The 24,114-nt window shown below is 57.8% G+C and carries 20 protein-coding genes; 7 read left to right on the forward strand and 13 right to left on the reverse strand.

The window, feature by feature from the left end; translation table 11 throughout:
• Positions 1-333: 333 nt before the first annotated feature.
• From nifA to D6B98_RS41180, 13 genes are all read right to left on the reverse strand, one after another.
• Positions 334-2,088 (reverse strand): nif-specific transcriptional activator NifA, encoded by a 1,755-nt coding sequence (gene nifA / locus D6B98_RS37400; protein ID WP_235884876.1) that lies wholly within the window; start codon positions 2,086-2,088, stop codon positions 334-336.
• A 254-nt stretch (positions 2,089-2,342) separates the two neighbouring features.
• A complete protein-coding gene (locus D6B98_RS37405; RefSeq protein WP_126261954.1) occupies positions 2,343-3,179 on the reverse strand; it encodes an SDR family NAD(P)-dependent oxidoreductase in 837 nt (278 codons plus the stop codon).
• A gap of 633 nt (positions 3,180-3,812) precedes the next feature.
• Positions 3,813-4,016, reverse strand: coding sequence for a hypothetical protein (locus D6B98_RS37410; protein ID WP_126261955.1), 204 nt, complete (start codon positions 4,014-4,016; stop codon positions 3,813-3,815).
• The gene (locus tag D6B98_RS37415) at positions 4,013-4,999 is read right to left on the reverse strand and encodes a nodulation protein NodZ (RefSeq protein WP_126261974.1); all 987 of its coding nucleotides are present in this window, start codon (positions 4,997-4,999) and stop codon (positions 4,013-4,015) included. Before D6B98_RS37415 ends, D6B98_RS37410 begins: the two co-directional genes overlap by 4 nt.
• 307 nt (positions 5,000-5,306) lie before the next feature.
• On the reverse strand, positions 5,307-7,319 hold the full coding sequence (locus D6B98_RS37420) for a carbamoyltransferase family protein (protein ID WP_235884877.1): 2,013 nt from the start codon (positions 7,317-7,319) through the stop codon (positions 5,307-5,309).
• Between the two features lie 322 nt (positions 7,320-7,641).
• Positions 7,642-8,430 (reverse strand): ABC transporter permease, encoded by a 789-nt coding sequence (locus D6B98_RS37430; RefSeq protein WP_126261956.1) that lies wholly within the window; start codon positions 8,428-8,430, stop codon positions 7,642-7,644.
• A 3-nt stretch (positions 8,431-8,433) separates the two neighbouring features.
• Entirely contained in the window at positions 8,434-9,354 is a 921-nt protein-coding gene (gene nodI, locus D6B98_RS37435; protein WP_126261957.1) for a nodulation factor ABC transporter ATP-binding protein NodI, read from the reverse strand.
• A gap of 2 nt (positions 9,355-9,356) precedes the next feature.
• Positions 9,357-11,066 (reverse strand): nodulation protein NodU, encoded by a 1,710-nt coding sequence (gene nodU / locus D6B98_RS37440; protein WP_126261958.1) that lies wholly within the window; start codon positions 11,064-11,066, stop codon positions 9,357-9,359.
• A 13-nt stretch (positions 11,067-11,079) separates the two neighbouring features.
• The gene (gene nodS, locus D6B98_RS37445; protein ID WP_126261959.1) at positions 11,080-11,709 is read right to left on the reverse strand and encodes a nodulation methyltransferase NodS; all 630 of its coding nucleotides are present in this window, start codon (positions 11,707-11,709) and stop codon (positions 11,080-11,082) included.
• Between the two features lie 11 nt (positions 11,710-11,720).
• On the reverse strand, positions 11,721-13,097 hold the full coding sequence (nodC, locus tag D6B98_RS37450) for a chitooligosaccharide synthase NodC (protein ID WP_126261960.1): 1,377 nt from the start codon (positions 13,095-13,097) through the stop codon (positions 11,721-11,723).
• A gap of 16 nt (positions 13,098-13,113) precedes the next feature.
• Positions 13,114-13,773 (reverse strand): chitooligosaccharide deacetylase NodB, encoded by a 660-nt coding sequence (gene nodB, locus D6B98_RS37455; protein ID WP_126261961.1) that lies wholly within the window; start codon positions 13,771-13,773, stop codon positions 13,114-13,116.
• The gene (locus tag D6B98_RS37460; RefSeq protein ID WP_126261962.1) at positions 13,770-14,402 is read right to left on the reverse strand and encodes a NodA family N-acyltransferase; all 633 of its coding nucleotides are present in this window, start codon (positions 14,400-14,402) and stop codon (positions 13,770-13,772) included. Before D6B98_RS37460 ends, nodB begins: the two co-directional genes overlap by 4 nt.
• A gap of 54 nt (positions 14,403-14,456) precedes the next feature.
• On the reverse strand, positions 14,457-14,852 hold the full coding sequence (locus D6B98_RS41180; RefSeq protein ID WP_235885241.1) for a hypothetical protein: 396 nt from the start codon (positions 14,850-14,852) through the stop codon (positions 14,457-14,459).
• 385 nt (positions 14,853-15,237) lie between these two features.
• On the opposite strand from D6B98_RS41180, the gene nodD1 reads away from it, so the two are divergent.
• The 7 genes from nodD1 to D6B98_RS37500 all read left to right on the forward strand — a co-directional run bounded on the left by nodD1 (position 15,238) and on the right by D6B98_RS37500 (position 24,044).
• Entirely contained in the window at positions 15,238-16,182 is a 945-nt protein-coding gene (gene nodD1 / locus D6B98_RS37470) for a transcriptional regulator NodD1 (protein ID WP_126261963.1), read from the forward strand.
• A 635-nt stretch (positions 16,183-16,817) separates the two neighbouring features.
• Positions 16,818-17,807: a transcriptional regulator NodD2 gene (nodD2, locus tag D6B98_RS37475; protein ID WP_126261964.1), complete on the forward strand. Its 990-nt coding sequence runs from the start codon at positions 16,818-16,820 to the stop codon at positions 17,805-17,807.
• Positions 17,808-18,156: 349 nt separating this feature from the next.
• Positions 18,157-18,570, forward strand: coding sequence for a hypothetical protein (locus tag D6B98_RS41185; RefSeq protein WP_235884879.1), 414 nt, complete (start codon positions 18,157-18,159; stop codon positions 18,568-18,570).
• 120 nt (positions 18,571-18,690) lie between these two features.
• Positions 18,691-19,404, forward strand: a complete 714-nt coding sequence (locus tag D6B98_RS37485) for a MerR family transcriptional regulator (protein ID WP_205680563.1) — start codon at positions 18,691-18,693, stop codon at positions 19,402-19,404.
• Between the two features lie 404 nt (positions 19,405-19,808).
• The gene (locus D6B98_RS37490) at positions 19,809-20,816 is read left to right on the forward strand and encodes a branched-chain amino acid ABC transporter substrate-binding protein (protein ID WP_235885242.1); all 1,008 of its coding nucleotides are present in this window, start codon (positions 19,809-19,811) and stop codon (positions 20,814-20,816) included.
• 473 nt (positions 20,817-21,289) lie between these two features.
• A complete protein-coding gene (locus D6B98_RS37495) occupies positions 21,290-22,321 on the forward strand; it encodes an LLM class flavin-dependent oxidoreductase (protein ID WP_126261966.1) in 1,032 nt (343 codons plus the stop codon).
• 1,345 nt (positions 22,322-23,666) lie between these two features.
• Complete coding sequence (locus D6B98_RS37500; RefSeq protein WP_126261967.1) at positions 23,667-24,044, forward strand: NolY; 378 nt, start codon at positions 23,667-23,669, stop codon at positions 24,042-24,044.
• Positions 24,045-24,114: the final 70 nt, after the last annotated feature.

The raw sequence follows: 24,114 nt of genomic DNA on the forward strand, positions 1-24,114 counted from the left end.
AATCCTGCGAACAGAACCATGTCTGTTCGCCAAAAATCGATTCTCTCTCAACGGCTTGCGTGTTCTTCACAACCGACTCGTTACATGATCCGCAACCGACTGTTCGCGATTGCATGGCCCGCAATGACGCTAAGTATGTCATTGTGAGCAAGTCCCTTTGTCATCGAACCAGGTGAGCCCGCCCTTCGACAGCAGTCCCGCAAGCGCGCGGGATGCTTGGGTCCAAGTTGCCCCCGTGGGCGGACCCATTTCCTTCAGATTGTGATGAGAATGCCTATCGGGATCGTTCTCGTATAGCTATTTGGCAGTAGCAGTTCCGACCGATGTCGTCGTTCAGAACCGCTTTATCTCTATTCCATATTTCCTCAGCGCGTAGCCAATTTGACGCGGCGTTAGTCCGAGCAAGCGCGCTGCTTTTGCCTGCACCCAGCCAGATCTTTCCATGGCGGCAATGACCCGTTCGCGATCGGCCATCTTTGCGCCACTAACGAGAACTGTGCCGGGAGGCCCCAGTGAGGCCAGTTTGCCGCCGACAGACTGGACCGGCTGGGTCGCTTCAGCTAGCGGAATGGTGGACTTTGCAGGCACCGATGGCGTGGGAACGGGCTGGTCCGGTCTCTCGTCGGAGGTGCCTTTCCACAGCATCGCAGAAAGACACTGGCCCTGGCAGCATGCAAAGTCACTTCTCACAATCGATGATCCTGCGCACAGCGTCGCTGTCCGCTCGATGCAATTTTCGAGTTCGCGGACATTTCCCGGAAAGCCGCAGTTCATCAGTACATCGATCGCGCTCGCCTCCAAGGTCAGAGTACGACCGTTCTCGTTATTGAAATTTCTGAGGAACTCCCTGGCAAGCAGGGGAATATCACTGCGTCTTTCGCGCAAGGGCGGCAACAGCAAGGGAACTACACTGATGCGATAGTAAAGGTCCGCGCGGAACTCGCTGCTTGCGACAGCCTCTTCAAGGTTCTTGTTGGTCGCAGCTATCACTCGAACATCGACCTTAACAGTCTGGTTGCTGCCGACGCGCTCGAACTCCTGCTCTTGGAGAACGCGCAGCAACTTCGCCTGGAACGGAGCTGAGATCTCGCCAATCTCGTCAAGAAACAGCGTTCCTTTGTCGGCAAGTTCGAAGCGCCCCTTGCGCGAGCTGAACGCACCGGTAAAGGCGCCTTTCTCATGTCCGAATAATTCGGATTCCAGGACGGTCTCAGGAAGCGCCGCGCAATTCAGCTTAACGAACGGGCGCCTGGCGCGGGATGATGATTCGTGAATGGCCTTGGCTACTAGTTCCTTTCCGGTACCGGATTCGCCACGCAGCAGAACCGTGCTGTTAGATCTGGCTACAACCGCAATCTTCTCGAGCAGCCCGCGCAGGGCTGGACTGTCCCCAATGATCCCATGGGCGTGTAGCTTCTTGCGCTCCCGAGCGGGTTGCCTGAGCTCTAGTACTTGCTTTTGTAGCCGATCTTTCTCCGCCATCAGTCGTTCGCGATCGCAGGCGAACAAGCGATGTAACTTCACTGTTTGTCCCACCAGGTTAGCGATCATGGCGAGCAGTCGCGCATCGTACTCGAGGCCGAGACTCGACCTATCGTCGCGGATGCGGTCAACCGTCAGCGTGCCCACGACCTTCGGATCAATGCGAATCGGAACCCCGATGAACGACACTGGCATATCATCCGAGGCGCCGAGCACTTCCCGGTCGGCAGCACTGAATAACGGCTCGGCGGCTACGTTCTCGACGACAAGAGGCCTGTCGGTCGCGATGATCTGGTCGATTGCCGTCCGCGGCAATCGCATCCGATAACGTTCGTCGCTGCCTTCGCTCCAGCCGGCGCCCACTGTAATGTCCGGCATGCCGTCGTCATCGAGCAGTGAGACGATGCCGTGTCGCATATGCACAAACGACTGCAGAAGACCAACAACGTTGGCCAACGTGACTTCGAGCCGCGAGGGAGCGGCGAGTATTTTCGATATTTCGACGATGCCGGTTAGCGCGCTCTCACGCAACGGCTCGCTCGAGAGCTTACGCTCCGGCTCCGGTTGCGGTGCAGGTCGTTCGCATGAGGAAGGTATATCCAGCATGAGGCGGTCTCCGTTCTCTCGATCATCCTCCCTGGTACCTTGTCCGGGTTGGCGAGCTTCGTTTTGCATGTCACTCTCGATCTAACGCCAAGTGTTCACGAGATGACATAGAACCGTAACACCCTTTCATGGCACGACGGTAAACTTACGATGTGCTTTCATGTCATTTTTGCGGATTTCGTGCGCGTCGTCAGCGGAGAACATAAGCACCGCTGCTGCAGCTCAAGTCAGCTGCGTCGCCAAGGCCGGCCGATTCACAGATGTTGCCCACCATTGATCGGCACCTCGGCTCCCGTGACATAGCTGGCCGCATCTGAGCACAGGAAAAAGATGACCTTGGCCACTTCATCCGGGGTTCCCACTCTGCGCAGCGGGATACTTGGCACGAGACGCGATTCTGTATCGGGCGATAACATGTCCGTCCTGATTTCGCCGGGCGCGATCGCATTCACGCGAATGCCATGCGGCGCATAATCGTGGGCCATTTCGCGTGTGAGGCTCGCAAGTGCAGCTTTCGACGTCGCATAGGCACTGCCGGCAAACGGGTGCACCCGCGAGCCCGCAATCGAAGTCACATTCACGATCGATCCTGACGCGGCTCTTAGCTCGTCAAACAACCCCTGCGCCAACAAGATCGGGGCCACAAGATTGAGATGGAACACCTTCATCCAAGTCTCGATTGACGTCGTCAACGACGTCATCCGATCGCCAGCGGGCATTTTCGGCGAAACACCGGCATTGTTCACTAGCGCGTGCAAAGGTGCACCGGCCAAGCGTTTCTTGACCTCAGTGATCGCGCGCGGCAGCATTCGATGATTGCTGAGGTCGATCTGGACATGATCTTCGTTCCCTGCCTCCCACGGGCATCGCCCGCCGTCGAACGGTTGACGCGCGCAAGAAATGATGCGCCAGCCCGCCTCCGAGAACAGCTTGGCAGTGGCATGACCAATTCCGCGCGATGCTCCGGTGAGCAACATCGCCTTCTGTTCTCCGGCATGAACACGGGCTTTATCGACCTGAAAGGGGCAAGCCAAATGTGTGTCGGGCAGCGGGCCTCTGATTAGATCGTCATTTGGCAGATCCAGACCCACGCCCGCCTCCTCCCCTGTTGCGCGCCGCACGCGTAGCAGGATTTGCGCCACTGCGATGCATGTAAATCCGCTTCCGTTTTGCGTCCTAATGTCTCGCACGCGGAATGCTTGGCGGGTTCAAGACACGCTGGGTGTGCTTTGTGACAGCGATGGTGCATCAGCTACGCAATGTCGCGAGCACACTCGCCTTCGTAAAGATAAGGCGACGAGCCGCGCTCTCCTTCCTGATCGCACAACTGGAAGAGCCAAGAAATGGCCAGCGCCTCTCGTCGGGCAACGATCGATTAGGATAGCGGCCGCCGACAGTAGCCGCTTCAACTCGAAAGCTGACGTTACCAACCTGTACGTTAGATTTGTCCGCAACTGCGGCCGACTTCATCGCGCTCTGCTCTGCTGTGTCCAGCACTGGCACATCGCGGGGCGGATTGATCCCGGACCACAACCTGGCGCACTGACTGCTTCTTCAAAATAGTGAATCTCCGAGAGCGCCCGTTCACACCAGCGAGTACCGACCGTAAGACGGAACTCGCCGGCTGAGCGGAGACGCTTTCGATATGTCCATCCGCGACCGACCACCGATTAGCTTCGACTTGCGGCCTCCCCGAGCCGAAGACGAAGCCGTGTTACACCTGTTTACCGGGGCAGCACGTTAAGGTCATTGTTGTCGACGTCGAGCTTCAGCGGAAGACATTCGGACCCCGCGTCGCGCTGTTCTTCGGTGGAAGTCCGCGGCAGAGCTTCACATTGGACAGACAATTGCCGCCCCGAAAAGATCTGCCAATATTGCTGGATGCAACACGCGGCAATCAGATCGATCAGGCGGGCTACGACTTTCATGAAGCCACGAGCTCTCGCGAGGTTTGTTCAATCAGGATCAATCGGCTCGGATCCTTCAAATCGAATTCTATAACGCGTGGGGCAAAGAGACGCGCATAGCGCGTAAAGGCGCTCGTCGGGGGAAAACGGATCACGGTATCGCAGCGCGCAAGGAGGTACATATCGATGAGGGCGGAAAAGCCGCCCTCGGCTCCGAGCGCGGCGTTGTGCAATGGGCCGGCCTGAGGTGCCTGGAACTGTTTGGGAATCGTGAAAACATCAGGAAATATAGTCGAAACCTTCTCAAGGACGATCGCGCTGTCCGTGCACAGGAAAGCCTTCACGGGTTTTGCGTGGGGTAACCCCCTAGCCTTATCAATGGCATTACAGACCTGTCGCAAGGCGCGCTCCGGGTCAGCCCAGTAGGGAGCATGCCCCATAATGTCCTCGCCGTTGCCATGCCGGACATGGATTCCAATTACGCTGTACGATTCAAAGTGCTCGCGGTAGATAGCATCAATCCGAGACTGAATTTCAGGTCGTGGCTTGATGCTCCGAAAGATTTCTCGTTCGGCCTCCTGATCGCAGCGCCACATCAGGCACGCATCACACACGACCGTGTTAGCGTCGCTATCTTTGTGACTTTGGAACAGTTGATCGAGTTCGTCGCGCTCCCGGAAAATCTGCTCGTCCGGGCGATAGACGCAATCGATGGATGGCTTGTTCCACCATGTCGGGAAGAATGGTCCCGGAAATGAGCACTGATTGATCTTGTCGTCGCAAATCACCCGCACGCCAGCAATGTCTTGAACCGGTTCGAAGAAGACTGGAAAGGCGTTGGTGGATGGCTCATCGAGATAGCAAGATCCCCTCCAATCGATGGCTAGCGTCCGTCCTGTCTGCTTTGCAAAACGCCAAGCTGCCGCCAGTGACCACAGGCAGTCGCCGAACCCCGTGCGTCGCCGAGAAACTACGAACCTATCATTCTTCGAACCGCTCTGCATTGCCTCTTCCCGGGCTCCTGTTTGGACAAGAGACGTCATTGCAGACATCTCACGATCATCTTGTCCGACGTCACGGTCTGAAATCGCGGTGCCGGCGAACTGCGTCGGTAGAACTTCATAGCAGCGCTATCCGTGATGGGCCGCGTTCTTGCAACACTTTCCGTCTTTTCTTGAGTGGTGTTGCGTCGACGTGCCCGATTTCAGTCGGATGCCCGATGACCCCCGTGCCTCGGATGGCCTGGCCTCCTCACATGCAGGCATAGGCATGGCCATGCTCATGAGTTCCGGCTATGTTTCGCTTTGCACTTTATTGCAGCCGCAAGCCGCGCGGCGGATGTAGCCGAATGCCCCGCGGCTCCCACACGAGCCGCAGTTCCTTCACGAAATCTTCACGCTTGGCCTGGTCCTGCCTGCTTGCGTCGAGAAGCCAGCCGAGCGACGCCTCGCCCTCGATCCGCATCAAGATCTCGAAAAGCTCATGTGAGATACGCATACTATCGTGGGCGGAATGTCCCGTGCGGATCTCGCAGACCGTTTCCTGACGATCTGGCGCTGTGTGGGAGCGAACACGATGAAGGGATGCATACGGCGGCAATGAAACGCCCAGTGCACTCAAATCCTGCAGTGATGCTGCGCGCTTTCTGACGAGGAACGGCCCAACAACAAGTCCGTCCAGGTCAGTCGTCAAGGACGTGGTGATCGCATCTGACACGGACTCCACGATCGGCTCGGCATTGTTGTTAAATGAGGTATTCAGAAGAACTGGGATGCCCGTTCGCCTCTTGAACGCATTAATTACATCCCAGTAGGTGGGGTTTGCCTTGCGCGATACTGTCTGCAGCCGAGCGGTCCCATCAACGTGTGTGATCGCACCGAGCACGTTACGCTTGGCTTCACGCACACGAACCACGAAGTTCATGAAGGGGAGCTGCCGCGTGCCGTCCGGGAGCTCAAAGAACTCGCTCGCATCCTCCTCCAGTACAGATGGCGCAAAGGGGCGATAGCCCTCGCGCTTCTTGACCATCGCATTGATGCGGTCCTTGTTTCCCGCAGGCCGCGGGTCCGCAAGAATGCTGCGGTTACCAAGCGCACGTGGGCCGAACTCAGAGCGGCCCTGAACCCAGCCGATTACATCGCCATTCGCCATCCAGTCTGCCGCACTGGATGCTATGTCATCACTTCGTTGAATGTCGAGGTGGCCTGACCATGCGTTGAGCTCATGCTCAACGGCTTGCTCGTTGCCGAGATCGGGCCCCCAATAAACGTCCGGCAGTGGCTCCCGCGGCGCCGGCCTGCCCAGCTCGTTTGACAGCATCAACGCAGCGCCGAGCGCGCAACCGGCGTCGTGCGCCGCGGGTTGAACAAAGATGTCGTCAAATAGCCCGGAATAAAGCAGCTTACCATTCAGCGTGCAATTATGGGCTACTCCCCCAGCCAAGGACAAGCGTGTAATGCCCGTCGCTTCACGATGGTGCCGTAGGATGTGAAACACGATCCGCTCCAGCGCCTCCTGCAGCGAAGCTGCTGACATCTCGATGCTGCTGGGTGAATGGCATTCCTTTTCGCCGAACCTCGATGTTGCGGACCAGGGCCGGACCGATCCGATCCGATCCAGGTGAACGCGATAGCCGCCGTTTTCCAACAACTCGTAGAACTGCGCGAAGAGCTCGCGATAGTTAGCGGGATCACCATACGGGGCAAGCCCCATCACTTTGTACTCGTCGAACAACCCGTAGCCGAGATATCGGATCGTCTCGAGATAGAACAGCCCCAGGGAATTATGTTCCGGGAAGCTTGCAAGTTGCGCAATTTCGGTGCCAGACCCCACCGCCAATAAGCCGGAGAGAAAATCACCACCGCCGTCGATCGCAAAAACGAGACTTTGTTCGAAGCCGGACATGGCAAACGCGCTCACGGCATGCGCTTCGTGGTGATTTACGAAGGAAAGTCGCGACGGATCGATCTCAGCGCCGAACTCCCGTGCCAGCAGCTGGCGCAGCAACAGTTTGGCGTCCAACGGGACGGGCTGAGAAACAGAAAGGCGCTCGAGCATGGTATCGCAGTAGGCTTCAGTCGCGTAGAACGCGATACGGTCGATCTCGCCGAGCTCAACTCCTGCGGTAGAAAGGCAGTATTGGATCGAATTGCTCGGAAACTTGTTGGAGTGCTTGACGCGGTTGAGGCGCTCCTCTTCGACAGCAGCAATCACGCGGCCATCCTGCACAAGAACCGCGGCGCCATCGTGAAGAAATGTATTCGGCAGCTCCGGCGAGCTTTCATAGATTCTGTCAAGACCGCCACTCACTCCCAGGCACAACATCCCGTTCTCCATTTGATCATGACGGGAACGCCAACTGCGTCCCACCTATCTAATCTTTACAGTCACGCTCCGTCGGGTGCGCGGGCCAGATAGCACACACAACTCTGCAAAGTCCGTCTCGGCGCCTAGCGACAGGCGCTCAGAAGTACCGGTGCTGGCGTCCGCACCGATCGACCGAACAGACGGCCGTAGACCTTGCCCGATCGGGGCCTCTTAAGGCCATTGAAGCGGCTGCTGTGACAGGCCAGGTCACCCCGAGCTGCCGCAGAACGCATCGTGACATTGCATCGATGTGACTTTCTCCATTTTCGCTGAACTCACGTCAACGCAGCAGGCGGCGCCGAAATAGTGCTGTCGAGACGAAAAAGGGCAGGACCGCGTAAACGCAGAGCGCACCTACGTGCAGGGCAGCGCTGTCGGCGCCGCGCTCAAGCATCGCTGGGCGAATAAGGTCGACCGAATGTGCGAGAGGCAACAAGCCGGCGAAATGCTGAAATGAGCCGGGCAGTTGGCTCGTCGGAAAGACCGCGCCACACAAAAACACCATAGGAGTGAGGACAAGTGTCTGGTAAAACACGAAGTAATCGTAACTTGGCGCAAGAGATATGACGACCATAGCAAGGCTGGCGAAGACAAGGCCAGTAAGGGCGATTGCTGGCATCGCATACAGAATGGATGGCCATGAGGCATAACCCAGCGTGGCAGCGACGATCCAAATCGCTGTTCCGGCCAGAACGGACTTGCTGGCCGCCCACACCAGTTCACCCAGAACGATGTCGCCAAGCGTGAGCTGAGTGAAGAGGATTGCTTCCCAGGTGCGCTTGGCGTCCATGCGTGCAAAGGCTGCATACATGGTTTCAAAGGTCGCGGACGTCATGGCGCTGGTCGCGACCATGCCTGCCGCCAGGAAGGCGATGTAAGACGTCCCCTCAACGCGCCCCACGATCAGTCCAAGGCCAAAGCCGAGGCCAAACAGATTGGTTATAGGATCTGCGAGGTTGCCGAGAATCGATGCAAGTGCGACTTTCTTCCATGCTAGGAAGTTCCGACGCCATACCGCAATCCAATTGTACGCGTTAGCGGGCATCACCGCCGCAAAACTTTCACCCATCGCTCACTTCTCCATCTCGCGCCCGGTCAGCCGCAAAAACACGTCCTCGAGATTAGGGGGGCGCTGCAGAATACGAAGGCCCGCCCGCCCGCGCAGTTTCACGCGTACCTGGTCCGGATATGGTGTATAGCAAAAGAGCGTCTCTCCACTCACTTCGATGTGCCGTGCATGCGGCCTGATCAACTCGCAGAGCTGATGTGGATCATCGCCATAGATTTCGACCACGTTGCAGCCAATATGCTCATCGATCAGGCCGTCCGGCTTGCCTTCGGCGATTTTGCGTCCACCCTCGAGGACACACAGCCGATCGCACAGGCGTTCGGCCTCTTCCATGAAGTGAGTGGTCAAGAGAATCGTCTTGCCCCGCGCAAGCAGAACTCGCAGACGTTCCCAAATCAGGTGGCGGGCGTGCGGATCCAAACCAGTCGTCGGCTCGTCCATCACGAGCAGATGCGGGTCATTGACTAGCGCACGCGCCAGCGTCAGCCGCCGTTTCATGCCACCGGACAGCTCGGCGACGCGCGTGTCCGCCTTGCTTTCGAGGCGCGCAAACTCGAGCAGCGATGGCGCGACCGCCTCGATCTTGCGAGCGCTCATGCCGAAATAGCGACCAAACACGAGCAGGTTCTCTCGAACGGTGAACTCGCGTTCAAGGTTATCGAACTGCGGCACCACGCCGATGCGCACACGCGCCACACGAGCGCGGGAAGGCACAGGCTCATTGAGGACCGTAATCTTGCCTGCGTCCGGCGAAATCATGCCGAGGAGCATACGCGCAATCGTGCTCTTGCCAGCTCCATTTGGCCCAAGCAGGCCGAAGCATTCTCCGCGCGCAACCGAAAACGATAGTTCATTGACGATGACCTTGTCGCCAAATGACTTTTTCACGCCGGCAAGGTCGATTGCTACGGTGGACATGGTCACTCTTAGGCTGACAGAAGTCGCTCGGCCGACAATGGCTTCCTTACCACCTTGTTGGTCCAGAGCTGGCCGTCGCACCACACATGCTCGACACGCCCCCATTGGCAGGCCGCGGCAGCATCCGGGAAGAATCCACGTCCATAGAGATTGGCGCTCGTGTTGCAGAGCAGCGGTATGCCCGTGAGTTGCTCAAATTCGACGAGAAGCGCGGCGATTTTGTGCGGAGAGTTGCGAGGGATTGTCTGCAGCCGGGCGGAGCCGTCAAGATGGACCACAGCGGGGACCTTGTCACGCCATTCCGCCCGGGTCTGGTGATCGAACAGCATGTAAGGATCTGGCGTACCTGGGCTGAAAATTTCTGGCGCCCGATCCTCCAGACAGATCGGCGCCACTGGCCGGAAGTGCTCGCGACGCTTGATGTCGTTGAGATGATCCTTCATCGCCGGGGAGGTCGGCGCTGCAAGAATGCTTCTGCCGCCCAACGCCCGCGGCCCAAGCTCGGCGCGCCCGGAAAGGAAGATGACCGGCTTGTTGTCGGCCAGAATCGCCGCAAGTTCACGCAGACCGCATGGCGCCGCCTCCCAATCCGGCGGAAGCTCGCAGTCCTGCAGGTCCGGACCACTGTAGACTGACCATTCCAATGGCCCGAAGCCATTTTGCGCCGCTATCGCCCCGCAAGCAGCGCCAATTGCCGAGCCGCTGTCATTCGGAAACGGCGGCACCCAAACGTCATCGAACAATCCCGCCGCACGAAGCGCGCTGTTCCACTTGATATTGAGACCGCAACCTCCGGCGATACATAGATTTCGCGCTCCTGGAAGCGACGAGTGTCGCAGCAGAACCATCGCCATTTCTTTGACAAGAAGACGTTCCACGAACGCATGAAACGACGCAAGGACGTCCTCATCTCGCTTGGCCGTCAGGCGCAATGCGCTTGCCTCGAAGAAGTCGTGGATAGCTGCAAGCGACGATTCCGCATTGTTGATGTCAGCGCGGTAGCGACGAGCTTGCTCCGTGTCAGCGGCGAAGCGCTTTTCATAGAGCTCCTGAAACACTGCCACGATGCTTTCGTCGACAGAGCCAAGCGCGATGTAAGCCATCAGCTTGCCGGCGATGCCCAAATCCCAACTGGAGCGGTTCGGCTGCCTGTAAGGGCCGAAGTGAAGGCCAGCGGCAGCATAGGCATGGCCGATCATCGGAAACAGGGATGCAATGAACCGTGCCCCCCGAGGTTCCACATAGTAAAGACGTGGAAAGATGCAGCCGTCCCATACCAGGCAGAACGCGGGTTTTCCCGCGCTGGCAAAGGGACTGGTGCTATATGCTGACGCAACGTGGCCCGTGACGTGCGGGTAGCTCTTATATGGAAACACCTTGCCTCCGAGGATCAGGCCAAAGCCGTCGACGGAATCAAGAAGGCCCTCAGCATGGCGCTCGACATACGGCGCCCCTTTCAGCGCGATCGGCACAGCGCCACTTAGGACCTGGAACTGCGACTCAATCTCCCCATCCCAGCCGTCGATGACGAACTGATCGATATCCCGCGGATCCAGGCCATGCTCCGCCAAGGCGAGCACGACTGCATCGAGGTTCTCGACGGATTGATAGCGTGGACTGTTGCCGCGCTTCTCTTGCTCGGTGCAAAAGACAAGCCGCCCGTCCTCGACGACAGAAATTGCCCCGTCATGTGTTAACTTGATGCCGCAGATGCGCATACGATCCCCTGGTCTAGTGGTCGACGTTTGATTGTTCTGACGAATGACCCGGCTTCCGGAACCGGACGATCAAGCAATCTTCGTTGACCGACTCGGTCTGGCAATGCAGACGCTCGACCTCCGATAGGCTCTCGTTGAAGAGAGCGATCACCGTTTCGGCACCAGCAGCGTGGCCCCATCGTTGACATGTGGCATCACGTGCGGACCCGAAAATCAGAGCTCCATTTGGCGCAAGCATACTCACTAGGTTGCGGATAGCCGCATGCATCTCGACAATGTCCTTGAGGTAGTAAAGAACTTCGGCCACGACAATCAAATCGAACCGCTCCGTGGTCGAGAACCGCTGGATGTCGGAGGTCACCCACGTGATATGCGACCACTTGCTGGTCCGTCGTCGCGCTCGCTCGATCGCCTGCGGCATGACATCGACCACGGTGAGTCGTTCGCATAGCGGCGCCAGCATGCCGGTGAATGCACCGGCTGCACATCCCACTTCGAGGGCACACGCAACGTCTCCATTGCAACGCGACATCCGGAGCATTTGCGCGTATCGCTCCTGCTCGAAGGAACTACTGTCGAGGCGCCATGGATCGTCGGCAGACAACTCTCGCTCTAATAGCTGATGGTTTGCGTCCAGGATCATGAGCCTATCACCTACTTGCAGGCGGTCGAACGATCGCAACCGCAAACACTCTTCGTTGCCGCCAGGCTCGATTCAGGGCTGGAAAGCCTCGCCTTATGAATTGTTCCAGACATTCCCCTTTTACTTGCAGCGTGTCGTCCAGCGTTCGGGTGCAGGATGACAGACTGCTCTTCCCCTTCGGCCGGCACATTGGCGACCTTGCGCGATAGCCAATCGCTGTTGCTCAAGGTACAAAGCGCATAGGCCTTCAAAGGAAGTAAGAGAAAGATATTGATCGGTGTGTGGAGCGCGAAGCCGAGAAACCGCAGTTCGCGAGCACGAAGGGCTGCCACACTGCAGCGGACCATTGTCATTGCAGCAATCGTCAATCCCGTCCACCAGGGTACAGAGCCGGCGATTAGGAGCTGTGCGAGCGCAGCCAGTGATGACAGGGCGAGAAGCAACGGGCCGAGATTTTGCCCGATAACGTCTAGCGTCAGATAGCCATCGAGCTCTGGCAGCAGGCGTAATGCAAGGAACGTGTCCCGGAAGGTACTGCGCGCCCAGCGGAGTTGCTGGCGTAGATATGGCCCAAGGCTGTCCGGGACGAATGTTGCTGCGATCGCGTCCGAGACGTATTCCGTTCGAAATCCCGCCTTGAGCATGAGGATCGTTAGATGGCGATCCTCGCCGAAATCGCTCGGCTTCCCACGAAAGAATTGGGCTTCGTATTGATCGAGAAGCAAGGCGAGCGCGGAGCGACGATACATGGCACATGGGCCGCAGCAGCACATGACGGCACCGAAACGCGCCTGCGCCGCGCGCTCCTCGTTGCATGCCAACCAGTATTCCATATCGATCAACCTGGTCAGCCAGGTTTGGCTGCGGTTGCTCGCTATCAACTGACCCATGGCCGCACCGACTTCCGGGTCCTGCATCTTCAATACAAGCTTCGTGACTACGTCAGCGGCAAGTATCGTATCCGAGTCGACGTTGAGGACCAAGTCACCGGATGAGCTGCGTATTGCGGCGATCTGCGCCTTGCGCTTTCCAACGTTGCTTGCCAGCAAGATGACGCTGAACCTCGGATCGTTCGCATAGATTTTGTGTACAGGCGCGACAACGTCGCGATTTGCAGATCCGTCGTCGACCACATACACCTGTAGCTTTCCGGTGTAGTCTTGACTCGCAAGCGACTCCAGACATTGGGCGAGCGTGATTGGATCCTCGTTGAAGCACGGTACGATGACGTCTACACTGGGAAGGACCGCTTCCGATCGTCCCAGGCTGTCCTGCAGCGATGGGTTCGTCGCCGGTTGGGCGTAAAGCGCTTGCGCGCTCTTGTAGATCGTCGAGAGCAGCGCATAAGACGAAACAGCGACAGCGCTTGTTGTAGCGAGCAGGTCCATAGGGTGTCAGTTTTTTTCAGTGAAGCTGAGGGAGTGGACGGATTAGAAACCCGCGTCGTTGTAGCGCCGGGATCAGATGTGACAGCGCGATGGTGGTCTGATCGCGCAGCGTGGCATCAGTGTACGGTCGCTCCTCATCAGGAGGATATCCGTCGTGCAGGAGCACAATTGCACCCGGGCGAACGCTCGCTAGTACTGAATTCACAATTCTATCAACCCCGGGGCGGGACCAATCTCTCGGATCGACCGACCAGTGCACAGCTGTGAGACCAGCGCTCGCTGACACAGCGAGCACCTCTTGTGTCCACATGCCGTAAGGTGCTCGCACGTGCCTGGGTGAGGCCTGCGGGCACGCCGAACGGATCGCCTCGCTCGCCGCCAGAACTTCATCGCGTACCTCCGCTGGTCCGCATCTGGATAGATCCGGATGCGTCATCGTGTGGTTCGCAACCTCGTGCCCTTCCGCGATCATTCGTCGAATGAGTTCAGGTTGTTCGGCCGCGTACGTGCCGATCACGAAGAACGTCGCCGGAGTCCGATGTTGCGCCAGCACATCGAGCACCTCTGGCGTGCAAAATGCATTTGGCCCATCATCAAAGGTCAAATAGACGGGGCGACTTCCACTCACGTCAGCGTAGTCGCAACGGACACCAGATAGGGGGAAAAGCTCTTTCACAACTCGGGCCCGTTCCGATCGATGATCGTCCCGGCCGGCCACTCGCTTATCGAGCGTCCAACCGGAAAAACCACCACGATCACGTCTTCGATGCGGATCGGCGACAAATTGGAATAGACATCCGGATGCGTGGAGCGGACGCGAATGCCAGATATGAGGGTGGCGAGCCCCTGCCTTTCGACCAGTCGGGTCATATGTTTCTCGAGCGCAGGCCGAACCGTGCCAAAGCCGAATGGAATCCCAAGCTGCTGCAGCATGGGATACATCACGCGCATTGCCTGGCTAATTCCCAAGCCTTCAAGATCCGGACGCACCGCATATAACCCCAGTTCGCCCACGAGAAGATCGACCCCACCAACATTGATGAAACGGCGTAGTAGCCCGACGTGAGCAGCTATCCCGCGCGCGTCGTAACCGATTACGCGGACCTCAGGTCTTGCACCGGCCCAACTTCGGTTGCCCTCAAATGGCTGCGCATTGAACGCACCGGTCGGCCCGTAACTCTTGCGGAAGAACTCGGCGAGCTCGGCATGATCAGCGAGCCGCAGTTCGCTTTCCCAGCGAAGGCTCCACTGCACTTGAGCGCGCGCAGTAGGAGCTTCCGCAGTCCGGGATGCGGCAATGTTCATGGCGGGCTTCCTTGCGCCAGTGGAATTAAGAGCGGAGATGGTCACGAGAATTCGCTAGTCGCCGAACCGCTGATCAATACTGAAAAGCGCTGCCATGACCCCTCGGAGCGCGGCGCTCCTCGCCTGCACCGTGCCGTGCGCCTTCACTCGCGACGAAGCGATCTCATGGTTCGCGCTCGTCATCCGGCCAATGCCCTGCGCGAGATATCCCGGAAGATGCCGACGAGGCGATTGGACTAGCCAGAACCTGTCTGCACCACGGAGCTTTTCCGCCTCGTCTAGCATCTCTGTCGACGTTTTGACGTCTGCGGGCAGGCCTTCGATGCGCGGCGCCTCATCGATGGCGCAACCGAGTGGCATCAGATCACACTGGTTCTTATACATCTTCGACACGCCCTGAATGCGGTGGACAGGCGAGCCATTTGGAGATTCGCCTGAATTATTGGGCATCCGCAATCTGCGCCTGCCGCTATTTCCCGACACTAGAGTGCGGCTGAACGCGCCCTCAAGTGTACGCGGGTAAACCTGCAATATGGAAACGGATGAAACACGCAAACCAAGGTTTATGGAGATCTGCCTGGCGTCTCGATCGAACGAGCTTCGTACCGAGAAGAAGCGACGCGGCTCGCACGGCGTGCCCATAGCCGCCCTCGAAGCGGATGCGCCGGCTGCTCGCACCTCCAGGAGCTTTTCTCTGAGCCAGCGTGAGCGAGCAGCAGCCATCGTGGTATGCCTCATTAATTTTTCAAACTTATGTTTGCTATCCAACATCCTGCAACTTGGTAAAATCGATAGTTCCGATGGAACACATCCACACGATGGATAGACTTACAACATGCGGTTCAAGGGACTTGATCTAAACCTTCTCGTTGCCCTCGATGCTCTGATGACGGAGCGCAACCTCACAGCGGCGGCGCGCAAAATTCACCTGAGTCAGCCCGCTATGAGCGCTGCGATCGCGCGGCTGCGCACCTATTTTCGCGATGAACTATTTACCATGAGAGGTCGCGAGCTCGTCCCGACACCTGGCGCAGAGGCGCTTGCGGGTCCGGTTCGCGAGGCCCTGCTGCACATCCAACTCTCGATCATATCGCGGGACGCGTTCGACCCTACTCAGTCGAGCCGACGCTTCAGGTTCATTCTCTCCGATTTCATGACGATCGTCTTTCTTCGCAAAATTTTCGACCGTATTGCACAGGAAGCTCCCGCGGTACGCTTCGAATTGCTGCCATTTTCCGATGAACCCGATGAGCTGCTCCGCCGGGGCGAGGTGGACTTTCTCATTCTGCCGGAGCTGTTCATGTCGAGCGCGCATCCTAAGGCGATGCTGTTTGACGAGACCCTCGTATGCGTCGGATGCCGCGAGAACAAGCAGCTATCGCGGCAGCTGACATTCGAGAAATACATTTCGATGGGGCACGTTGCGGCGAAGTTCGGACGGGCGCTCAGACCAAACATCGAAGAGTGGTTCTTGCTTGAGCACGGCGTCAAGAGACGCATTGAGATCGTTGTGCAGGGCTTTAGCCTGATTCCGCCCATATTGTTAGACACAGGCCGTATCGGCACAATGCCCTTACGACTCGCCAAACACTTCGAAAAGCGGATGCCACTGCGGATCGTCGAACCGCCGCTCCCCCTGCCCACATTCACCGAGGCTGTGCAGTGGCCTGCGTTCCACAATACCGATCCGGCGAGCATTTGGATGCGGCGGATATTGTTGGAGGAAGCATCCAACATGGCATCTGGGCATCAGGAGCCTCCAACTCGCAGGCGCTGCTAGGCTCACCGTAAGCCCCTCTCGGCACGTTCCAAACACGCTAACAATCCTTCGACCCGCTCGGCCGCTTTCGTCACTTCAACGTCTCTGAGGCTAAGCTGCCAGCGACGGGCGATCGGCTGCGAAGACTTGCCGAGTCGTGAGCGTGGTGACCTCGCAGATGAGGCGCTTGCACCGCAAACAGGCAGCGCCCAGCACTATCGCAGCACACCACGCCTCCTCCAGTACAATAATGTTTGGCTTGTCCCATAAAATCGCTTGAACCATACACTGCGTCAGGTTGTAGGTTGGCCGCCGTGACTAACGCTGCGCTACGCGGCGCTCGACTGGGCGCTTTGGCGAACTGACGGCACTGGCCGGACACTGGGTTGATCTGCCATTAACCAACCGGCCGGGTCCTGTTGCGTGGCTCGCGGGAAGCGGCGAGACCGATCAACTTTGGGACTCCTGACGGCTTCCGGCCGCTGCTGGTCGGCCTACCGCCTTGCTCTCCATTGTTGCGGTCATTACACGAGCGTCTTTTGCGCGGTCGTAGGATGGAAACGATGTCCATTCGTGCGAGCCAATAGGACCTCTCCAGACGCAGCCGTCATCGCTTGGTGTATGCACCCAATTACGTTCGTGCCGGGTAAGAAGACATGCGTTTCAAAGGTCTGGATCTAAATCTTCTCGTTGCGCTGGATGCTCTAATGACTGAGCGCAACCTCAGCGCAGCGGCCCGCAAGATTAATCTTAGTCAGCCGGCCATGAGCGCAGCCGTTGCCCGGCTGCGCTCCTACTTCCGTGACGAGCTGTTTGGGATGAGGGGGCGGGAACTTGTCCCGACCTCACGCGCGGAAGGACTCGCAGGCCCTGTACGCGAGGCTCTAACGCACATCGATCTTTCAATTATCGCGCGGGACGTGTTCGATCCAGCTCGATCGAACCGGCGATTCAGGATCGGCCTTTCTGATTTTATAACAGTCGTATTCTTCCGAAATGTCGTGGAGCGCGTCGCGCGAGAAGCACCGGCCGTCAGCTTCGAACTGGTCGTGCTCACCGATGAGCACGATGAGCTTCTCCGCCGCGGCGAAGTCGATTTTGTTATCTTGCCGGAAGTATTCATGTCCGGCGCGCACCCCAGGGCGCCCCTATTCGAGGAGAGACTCGTCTGCGTAGGTTGCTGCACGAACAGCCAACTACTACGGGGGCTTACATTTGATCGGTATATGTCGATGGGCCACGTGGCGGTTAAGGTCAAAGGTGCGCGCAAGACGCCGGTCGAAGAATCCCTTTTACTCGATCTCGGTCTCAATCGGCGCATCGACATTCTCGTGCAGAGCTTCAGCATGATCCCGCCCCTGCTGGTAGGCACCAACCGCATAGGGACGATGCCATTAGGGCTCGTAAGGCATTTCCAAAGAACAGTGCCCCTTCGCATTGCGGAGCTCCCGCAGCCGTTCCCCGCCTTCACTGAGGCGGTTCAATGGCCCGTGCTTCACAATAGCGACCCGGAAAGCCTGTGGATGCGAGAGATATTGTTGCAGGAAGCTACCCGCATGGCAACTGAGCAAGAGGCCTCCATCATCTGCACTTCGGAACGGGCTGATACTGCCGGAGATTTCGTACGATCTGTCCCGCCGTTGTAATAAGGACGTTCGCAAGATCTGTGAACCTCATATCCCAACTGCATACAGTTTTGGCTCGCCTCGCTCGAATTCATGGTCGCTCTATCAAGAGCATCGCAACAGACGGCTATCATGACGACGTTGTGTAGCTCTTTCGCACGTTGACAATAGGCTCGACGTGCGAGCGGCGGGTCGGCCTGGTTTTAGAGCCAGGGACGTACGTTGCACCCGGCCGTCGGCCGCACCTGCAACGATACAGCAGAATCGGCGCTGGGCTGCCCTCGTCAACTCTCCGAATCAGCAGTGGCTCCCGAAGAGCGGAGACGCTTCAGCTTCTTCGGAAGCCGTACCATCACGCACCGTGAGCGTGATGGTCATCGATCATGCACATGACCACGATCTCTTGCGCCATCGAGGCAAGCATCGCGCACGCATGTTGCCCTGTCGCATCACATGGGAGTACATCGCATCTTCGTCGCTCCGCGCCGCGGGTCTGACTTCTTTTGGCCCCATCGCAGCCAAACGTCTTGACGACGTGCGCTGCCATGACGCAATGACAAACGAGGAGCTGAACTTGGAGCAATGCAGCGGCGTGTTCGATCCGGAAGAGCTTTCCGTCCTGGGACGCCTTTATGATAGTGCGATCACCGCGCTACCCCCATCGATGCGAAGTCCGGAAAATCGCACAGCAATCGCCAAACTCATCCTGGAGCGTACAGCGGCTGGCGAGGCTCAACTGGCATGCCTGACGAACTTGTTGATCACCATTTCCCCTCAGGGTTGATCCCCCGCCATTCTGAGGATAGTCACCAGTCTCGCGCTGGAACGGAAGACGATCCAGCTAGAGCTTTGAAATAGCTTGAATCACACGTGACGTCAGGTTGTAGGCTTTGAAATGAACACCATGAGCAAAGCTACACCACGAAGGCGTCGATGGCGCATTGGCGAACTTGCAGAGGCGACCGGAGTAACGGTACGCACGCTGCATCATTATGAACACACCGGGCTCCTAGCAGCTTCAGAGCGTACTGACGGGGGCCACCGGATGTACGACCGCGAAAGTGTGCAACGGGTTCACCAAATTCGAGCGCTACGTGAGCTTGGCTTCTCCCTTGTCGAGATCCGTAAAGCTATGGAGGGCACGACCTCACTTACCGATCTTCTGCGCAAACATTTAGAACGGATAGAACTTCAAGTCGCTCGAGCAACTCTGCTGCGAGATCGCTTGCGCAACATGACCATCGACAGTGATATTCAGGTAAGTGTGGATGAGCTGCCTGCCACCCTCAATGCCATGTCGCGCGTCGAGACGCATAATCAGACGTCCCGATGCACCTGCAAGTTAGCGGCAGATCGCGAGGAGCGGTGGCGGCGGATCCGCGACGACCTGCGTGATTGTATGGATCGAGGCGAGCATCCTTGCGGCGAGCGGGCAAAGGCTGTCGCAGCTGCAGCACGCTTGCTGATCGGCGAAATCGCTGGCGCCGATTCACGCGTTTCGATGATCCTGAAGGTACTTGCACGATTAAGCGCCCCCCGCAGTCTGGCTGGTTGGGATCCCTGCCTCATGCAATATCTCGATCTGGCCCTTGGCGGGTTGGAGGATCAGCCGTACTGACGTCCTCCTGGCCGGCTCCGCACGGCATTGCCGATAGGCGCTCGTCGGCTCTGATGCGGGCCAGGAGTTTTATGGACTAAACCGGACAGTCGTCGTGACCTCGTCAATCCGCGCGCCCTGACGCACCGTCGAGGCTCATTCAAAACGGCCTTGAAACGCACCTAACGTCAAATTGTAAGTTCTACCGTGGTCGCAATCTGGCGACCAACGCCAGCTTCGCTTTGACAGACAGTCTCAACGTATCGACACGTCTGATCACAGCTGTGGCTGTTACACTTCAGGTGAACATTGGGAGCTCTACAATGTTAAATCGTTGTGCGCCTGCTGCGAGTGCAGCGCTTCTCTTCTGCGCCCTCGTCTCTGTTGCGCGCGGCTCCGACGTCAATATTGCCGTGGCTGGCCCAATGAGCGGAAGCAGCGCTGCGTTCGGCGCACAAATGCGCGATGGTGCAGCTGCGGCAGTCGAGGCGTTGAACGCTTCTGGCCTACTTCTCGATACCAAGGTGATATTGACTGTCGCCGACGACGCGTGCGACCCGAAGCAAGCTGTCGCAGTCGCGAATAAGCTCACAACAGAGCGGGTCCGGCTGGTCGTTGGACATTTTTGTTCTTCTGCGTCGATCCCGGCCTCCGAGATCTACGCCGAAGCAGGCATCATTCAGGTGTCACCAGGCTCGTCAAATCCTAAGCTAACAGAACGGGGCCTTGACACCGTCTTTCGGATCTGCGGCCGCGACGACCAACAGGGCATCGTTGCCGCAGAGTATATTCACCGGACCTTCCCTAACGACAAGATCGCAGTGCTCGACGACAAGAGCACCGCAGGCAAGGGTATCGCCGACGTCGTTGAAGCACAGCTTCGGAGATTCGGTGAACAAGTCATTCGGCAAAGCTATGTAGCCGGTGAAAAGGATTACAGGGCGCTGGTCTCAAGGATGAAGAAGGAACGGGTGCGTGTCGCCTATATCGGCGGTTATCATACAGAAATCGGATTGTTTGTACGCCAGGCGTCAGAAGCAAGAGCGGAACTTAGGGTCATGGCGAACGATCCTTTGATGACCTCTGAATTCTGGGCCATTACAGGCAGCGCCGGAAATGGCACGTTGTTTACCTTCATGCCGGACCCCGCCAGGAATGCCAATGCGGCCGGTGTGGTGGCCGCACTCGAAGCTTCCAACCTGTCCGCTGAAGGCTACACGCTTTACGCCTATGCGGCCGTGCAAGCATGGGCAGAGGCGGTGAACCGGACCGGTTCTTTCAATGCTGTGCGCGTAGCTAGCGCACTTCGTTCACGGCCGACCGATACCGTGATTGGCCCAATCCGGTTCGATAGAAAGGGAGACAATGCGGCTCCTGGCTTTCTGGTTTACCGCTGGCGAGAGGGCCGTGTTGAAACTGTCGAGCAGAACTGATTGGCGTCATCGCCATCTCCCCGAAGCCAAAGCGACACGGATAATGAGACGCGCTCAGATCGGAGAAGCGATACTCGCAAGCTCTTTCATACTTGCAGCCTTCGGAGCGTTTTTCGCGTTCGTTGCAGCGGTTGCAGAGCTACCCGACGTCGCCCTGAAGGAGACGTTACGTCCGATGATAGACAAATAGTAGCCGTGCCGGGCTGATCTGGCTCGCGAAGCACAGGACCTTTGAATCGAATAACGATGCTTCTGGTCGAGCATAACTCGCCTTTGGAGGCGGCTCGCGGACGTCTATCAACAGCGCGGCGACGGCATTCGCATTCTCGTCACCCGCTCACATGGTGCAAGCCCAGATCCACGCACTCAAGGAAAAACGGCCTGACCGGTCAAATGACGAACGAGACCTCTTTGAGCGCAAAGGCACGAAGCAACCAGGACCCTCCATCTAACCGTAATCGGAGATTGATCGAGTGAAGAGTGGCCTTTCTTCAAGACTAAGGTGCGGCATTTTCGACCATTTGGATGACGACGGCCAAGATGCCGCACGACAATATGAAGATCGTCTCAAGCTGATCGAGGTCTGCGACTCGCTCGGCTTTTACGCTTATCACCTGGCCGAACATCACTGCACACCTCATGGCAGAGGGCCCTCGCCGCACCTGTTCCTATCAAGTGTTGCGCAGCGCACCCGGCGATTACGGATCGGTCCGCTCGTACTGTTGCTCAACCTTTATCATCCATTGCGCGCATTCGAAGAGATCTGCATGCTTGACCAATTGAGCGGCGGCAGGCTCGAGGTCGGGATAGGCCGCGGCTCCCAGCCGATTGAATCGGGCTATTTCGGCATCAGTGCAGACGCCGCACCAAGTCGTTATGCGGAAGCCAGTGAAATCTTGAATATTGCGCTGAGGGGACACACACTATCTTATCAGGGAGACCATTTCGAGTTGAGCGACGTACCCTTAGCGTTGAGGCCCCATCAACGTCCATATCCGCCCATCTGGATCGCAAGCAATCGAGCTGAGTCGGCGCAGTGGGCCGCGGCAAATGGCGCCAATCTCGCGTGCATAGGCCCCGCCTGCGTTGTCCGGAACGTTACGGACGCCTACCGTTCCCATCGACCCCACAACACAGCCGCACACGGCCGCGAGCCACTTCTCGGGCTGGCCCGCATGGTCGTGATTGCGAAGTCTGATCAGGACGCTCATGCGGCGGCCGAAACTGCGTATCGCCGATGGCTGGAGAGCTTTAAGTTTCTTTACGAGCTTAACGCCATTCCGACACCGCCCGCCCTTCCGCTGACCTTCGATGCAGCACTTGAGAGCGAATTGTGCGTCGTTGGAACGTCGGCTTCCGTCCGACAGGTCCTTCTCCAGCAGATGGAAGTGGCGGGTGCCAACTATTTGCTTTGCCAGCTTGCATTCGGAAACCTTCCGCTGGAGATTTCCCTGTACACCGCAACTGCAATTAAAGCTGAAATTCTTGACAGCTTTGACGGATAATGTCTGCGTTGTGGGATCGTATGCGTGGCAAGTATACCGACGCACTGAGGCCGAAGCTGGTTGCCATATTGGTTGTCGTTGCCCGGGGCGCAAGGCGACCGTCAGCCTCAATGGCGGCGATATCTGACCGCCTCGCGCTCCTATTTTGGGGACCGCTTTGGCTAAGTTGTCTGCGAACCGCTTTATCAACTTATCCGCGGCCGAACGCTCTTCGTCCGCTTCGATCTCGCGGACCTTTTCAATGAAGACCCGCGATTGCTCAGGGCTCATCCTGCATCTGCGGGAGGCCGGAGCTGGTCGGTCAGTCCGGGACGAGACTCTATGACCCTCCCTTCGGCTTATGGGGATCGAGGAGTTTCTCTCACCTTCGTGAGATCTGGAGTCCAATTTAGAGGTATTCGCCTGCGCTGCTGTGACCTTTCTGAGCCGCCGGTCATCAACGAATCAGCAAGCTCGTCTAAGAGGCCCATAAGCTCACTGCACCAAGCCGGCAGGAAACACTGACCCGCTTTCGATGTAAGAGGTGAGATTACGCGCGTCCGCGATCCACGAACTGGATGCATCCCATCGACACTTTCGATTTTACCAATTTCAGCCAAATACCCATAAGTCGATCGCCGGTTTCCGGAAAGCACATTCCACGGATGTCGTTTGAGCAATGAACCCATTTTACTTTCAGCATAGTCGCAGGGCGCTTCAAGGTCCTCGTGGCTGCTTCGCCAACGATAGCCATCAATCTTTGGAATCGACGCACGAGCGGCGTAAATGCGGTCAGATCGCTAATCGCAACGTCTGGCGCGTAATCTGTCGCGCTGGCGCCTCCCCCTTTGCAATCATACTAAGGCCCTCCAGGAAGATCGACTCTCACGCACACTGCTTGGCCAAGGCAAATGCGTGCGCTGCATAGAATTGGGGCAGGCGAACCGTCCTCTAGCCCGGTGCAGGCTGCACTCTTTGTGGCACTCTGCCTGACAAGGCCCCCGGTTACGTCTGGATTGCTATGTCAGGCGACAAGCAATCGTGCAGCAGTTCGAGCCGCAATTCTCGACTTGCCGTCATCGCAGCGTCCCCGCCGGCTGGAGTTACTGCGACTGTCGACGCGCTGGATCGGCTCAATGGTCGAATCACATGACAGTTCACAGCGCTCTCTGGTCGATTCCGCCTTTGCGCTCTCTTCGCGGCACATGCCTGCAACCCTCTCCCTTCGGCGACCGCGCGTGCGCACCTTGGCTTGTGCAGCAGCCATTCGTACTTTCGCCGTGTCTGCGGTCTCGCGGCCGGGAAAGCACGACACAACCCTTACTCAGCCTGCTTCCTGCATTTAACTAACCTTGGAGCAAACACCGTGGAACTTGACCCTTCCAATGCACGCGCAGAGGACCTCGAGGATCGCATCGATCTGCAACTCGACCTCGTGGCCGCCCTCGTACGCGAAGAAGGCAACGAGCTCGAAGCGGTCCGACTGCTAAACGCCCTGACAAACCAAATGATCATGGCGGAACTGGAGCTCGGGCAGCTCGGGGATGCCAAAACCGGGGACCCCGCCCGCGACCAGCAAACGACGCGCCTCTCGCGAGACCGTGGCGTTTACTACCCAGAAGACCTTCAGATTTTGGGACGCCTTTTCGACCAGGCCATGGCAGCATTACCCGAAGTGCTCCGAACTCCCGCTAATCAAATGAAGATCGCGAAGCTAATTCTGTCACGTGCAACAGTAGACTGAGATTTCATTTAGGTTTCTTCGTGGTTGATGCCGCTTTTATTGAACGTTTATCGCTGGGCTGACTGCGACG

The organism is Bradyrhizobium sp. LVM 105, assembly GCF_003957705.1.
In the GTDB taxonomy this organism is placed as follows: domain Bacteria; phylum Pseudomonadota; class Alphaproteobacteria; order Rhizobiales; family Xanthobacteraceae; genus Bradyrhizobium; species Bradyrhizobium frederickii.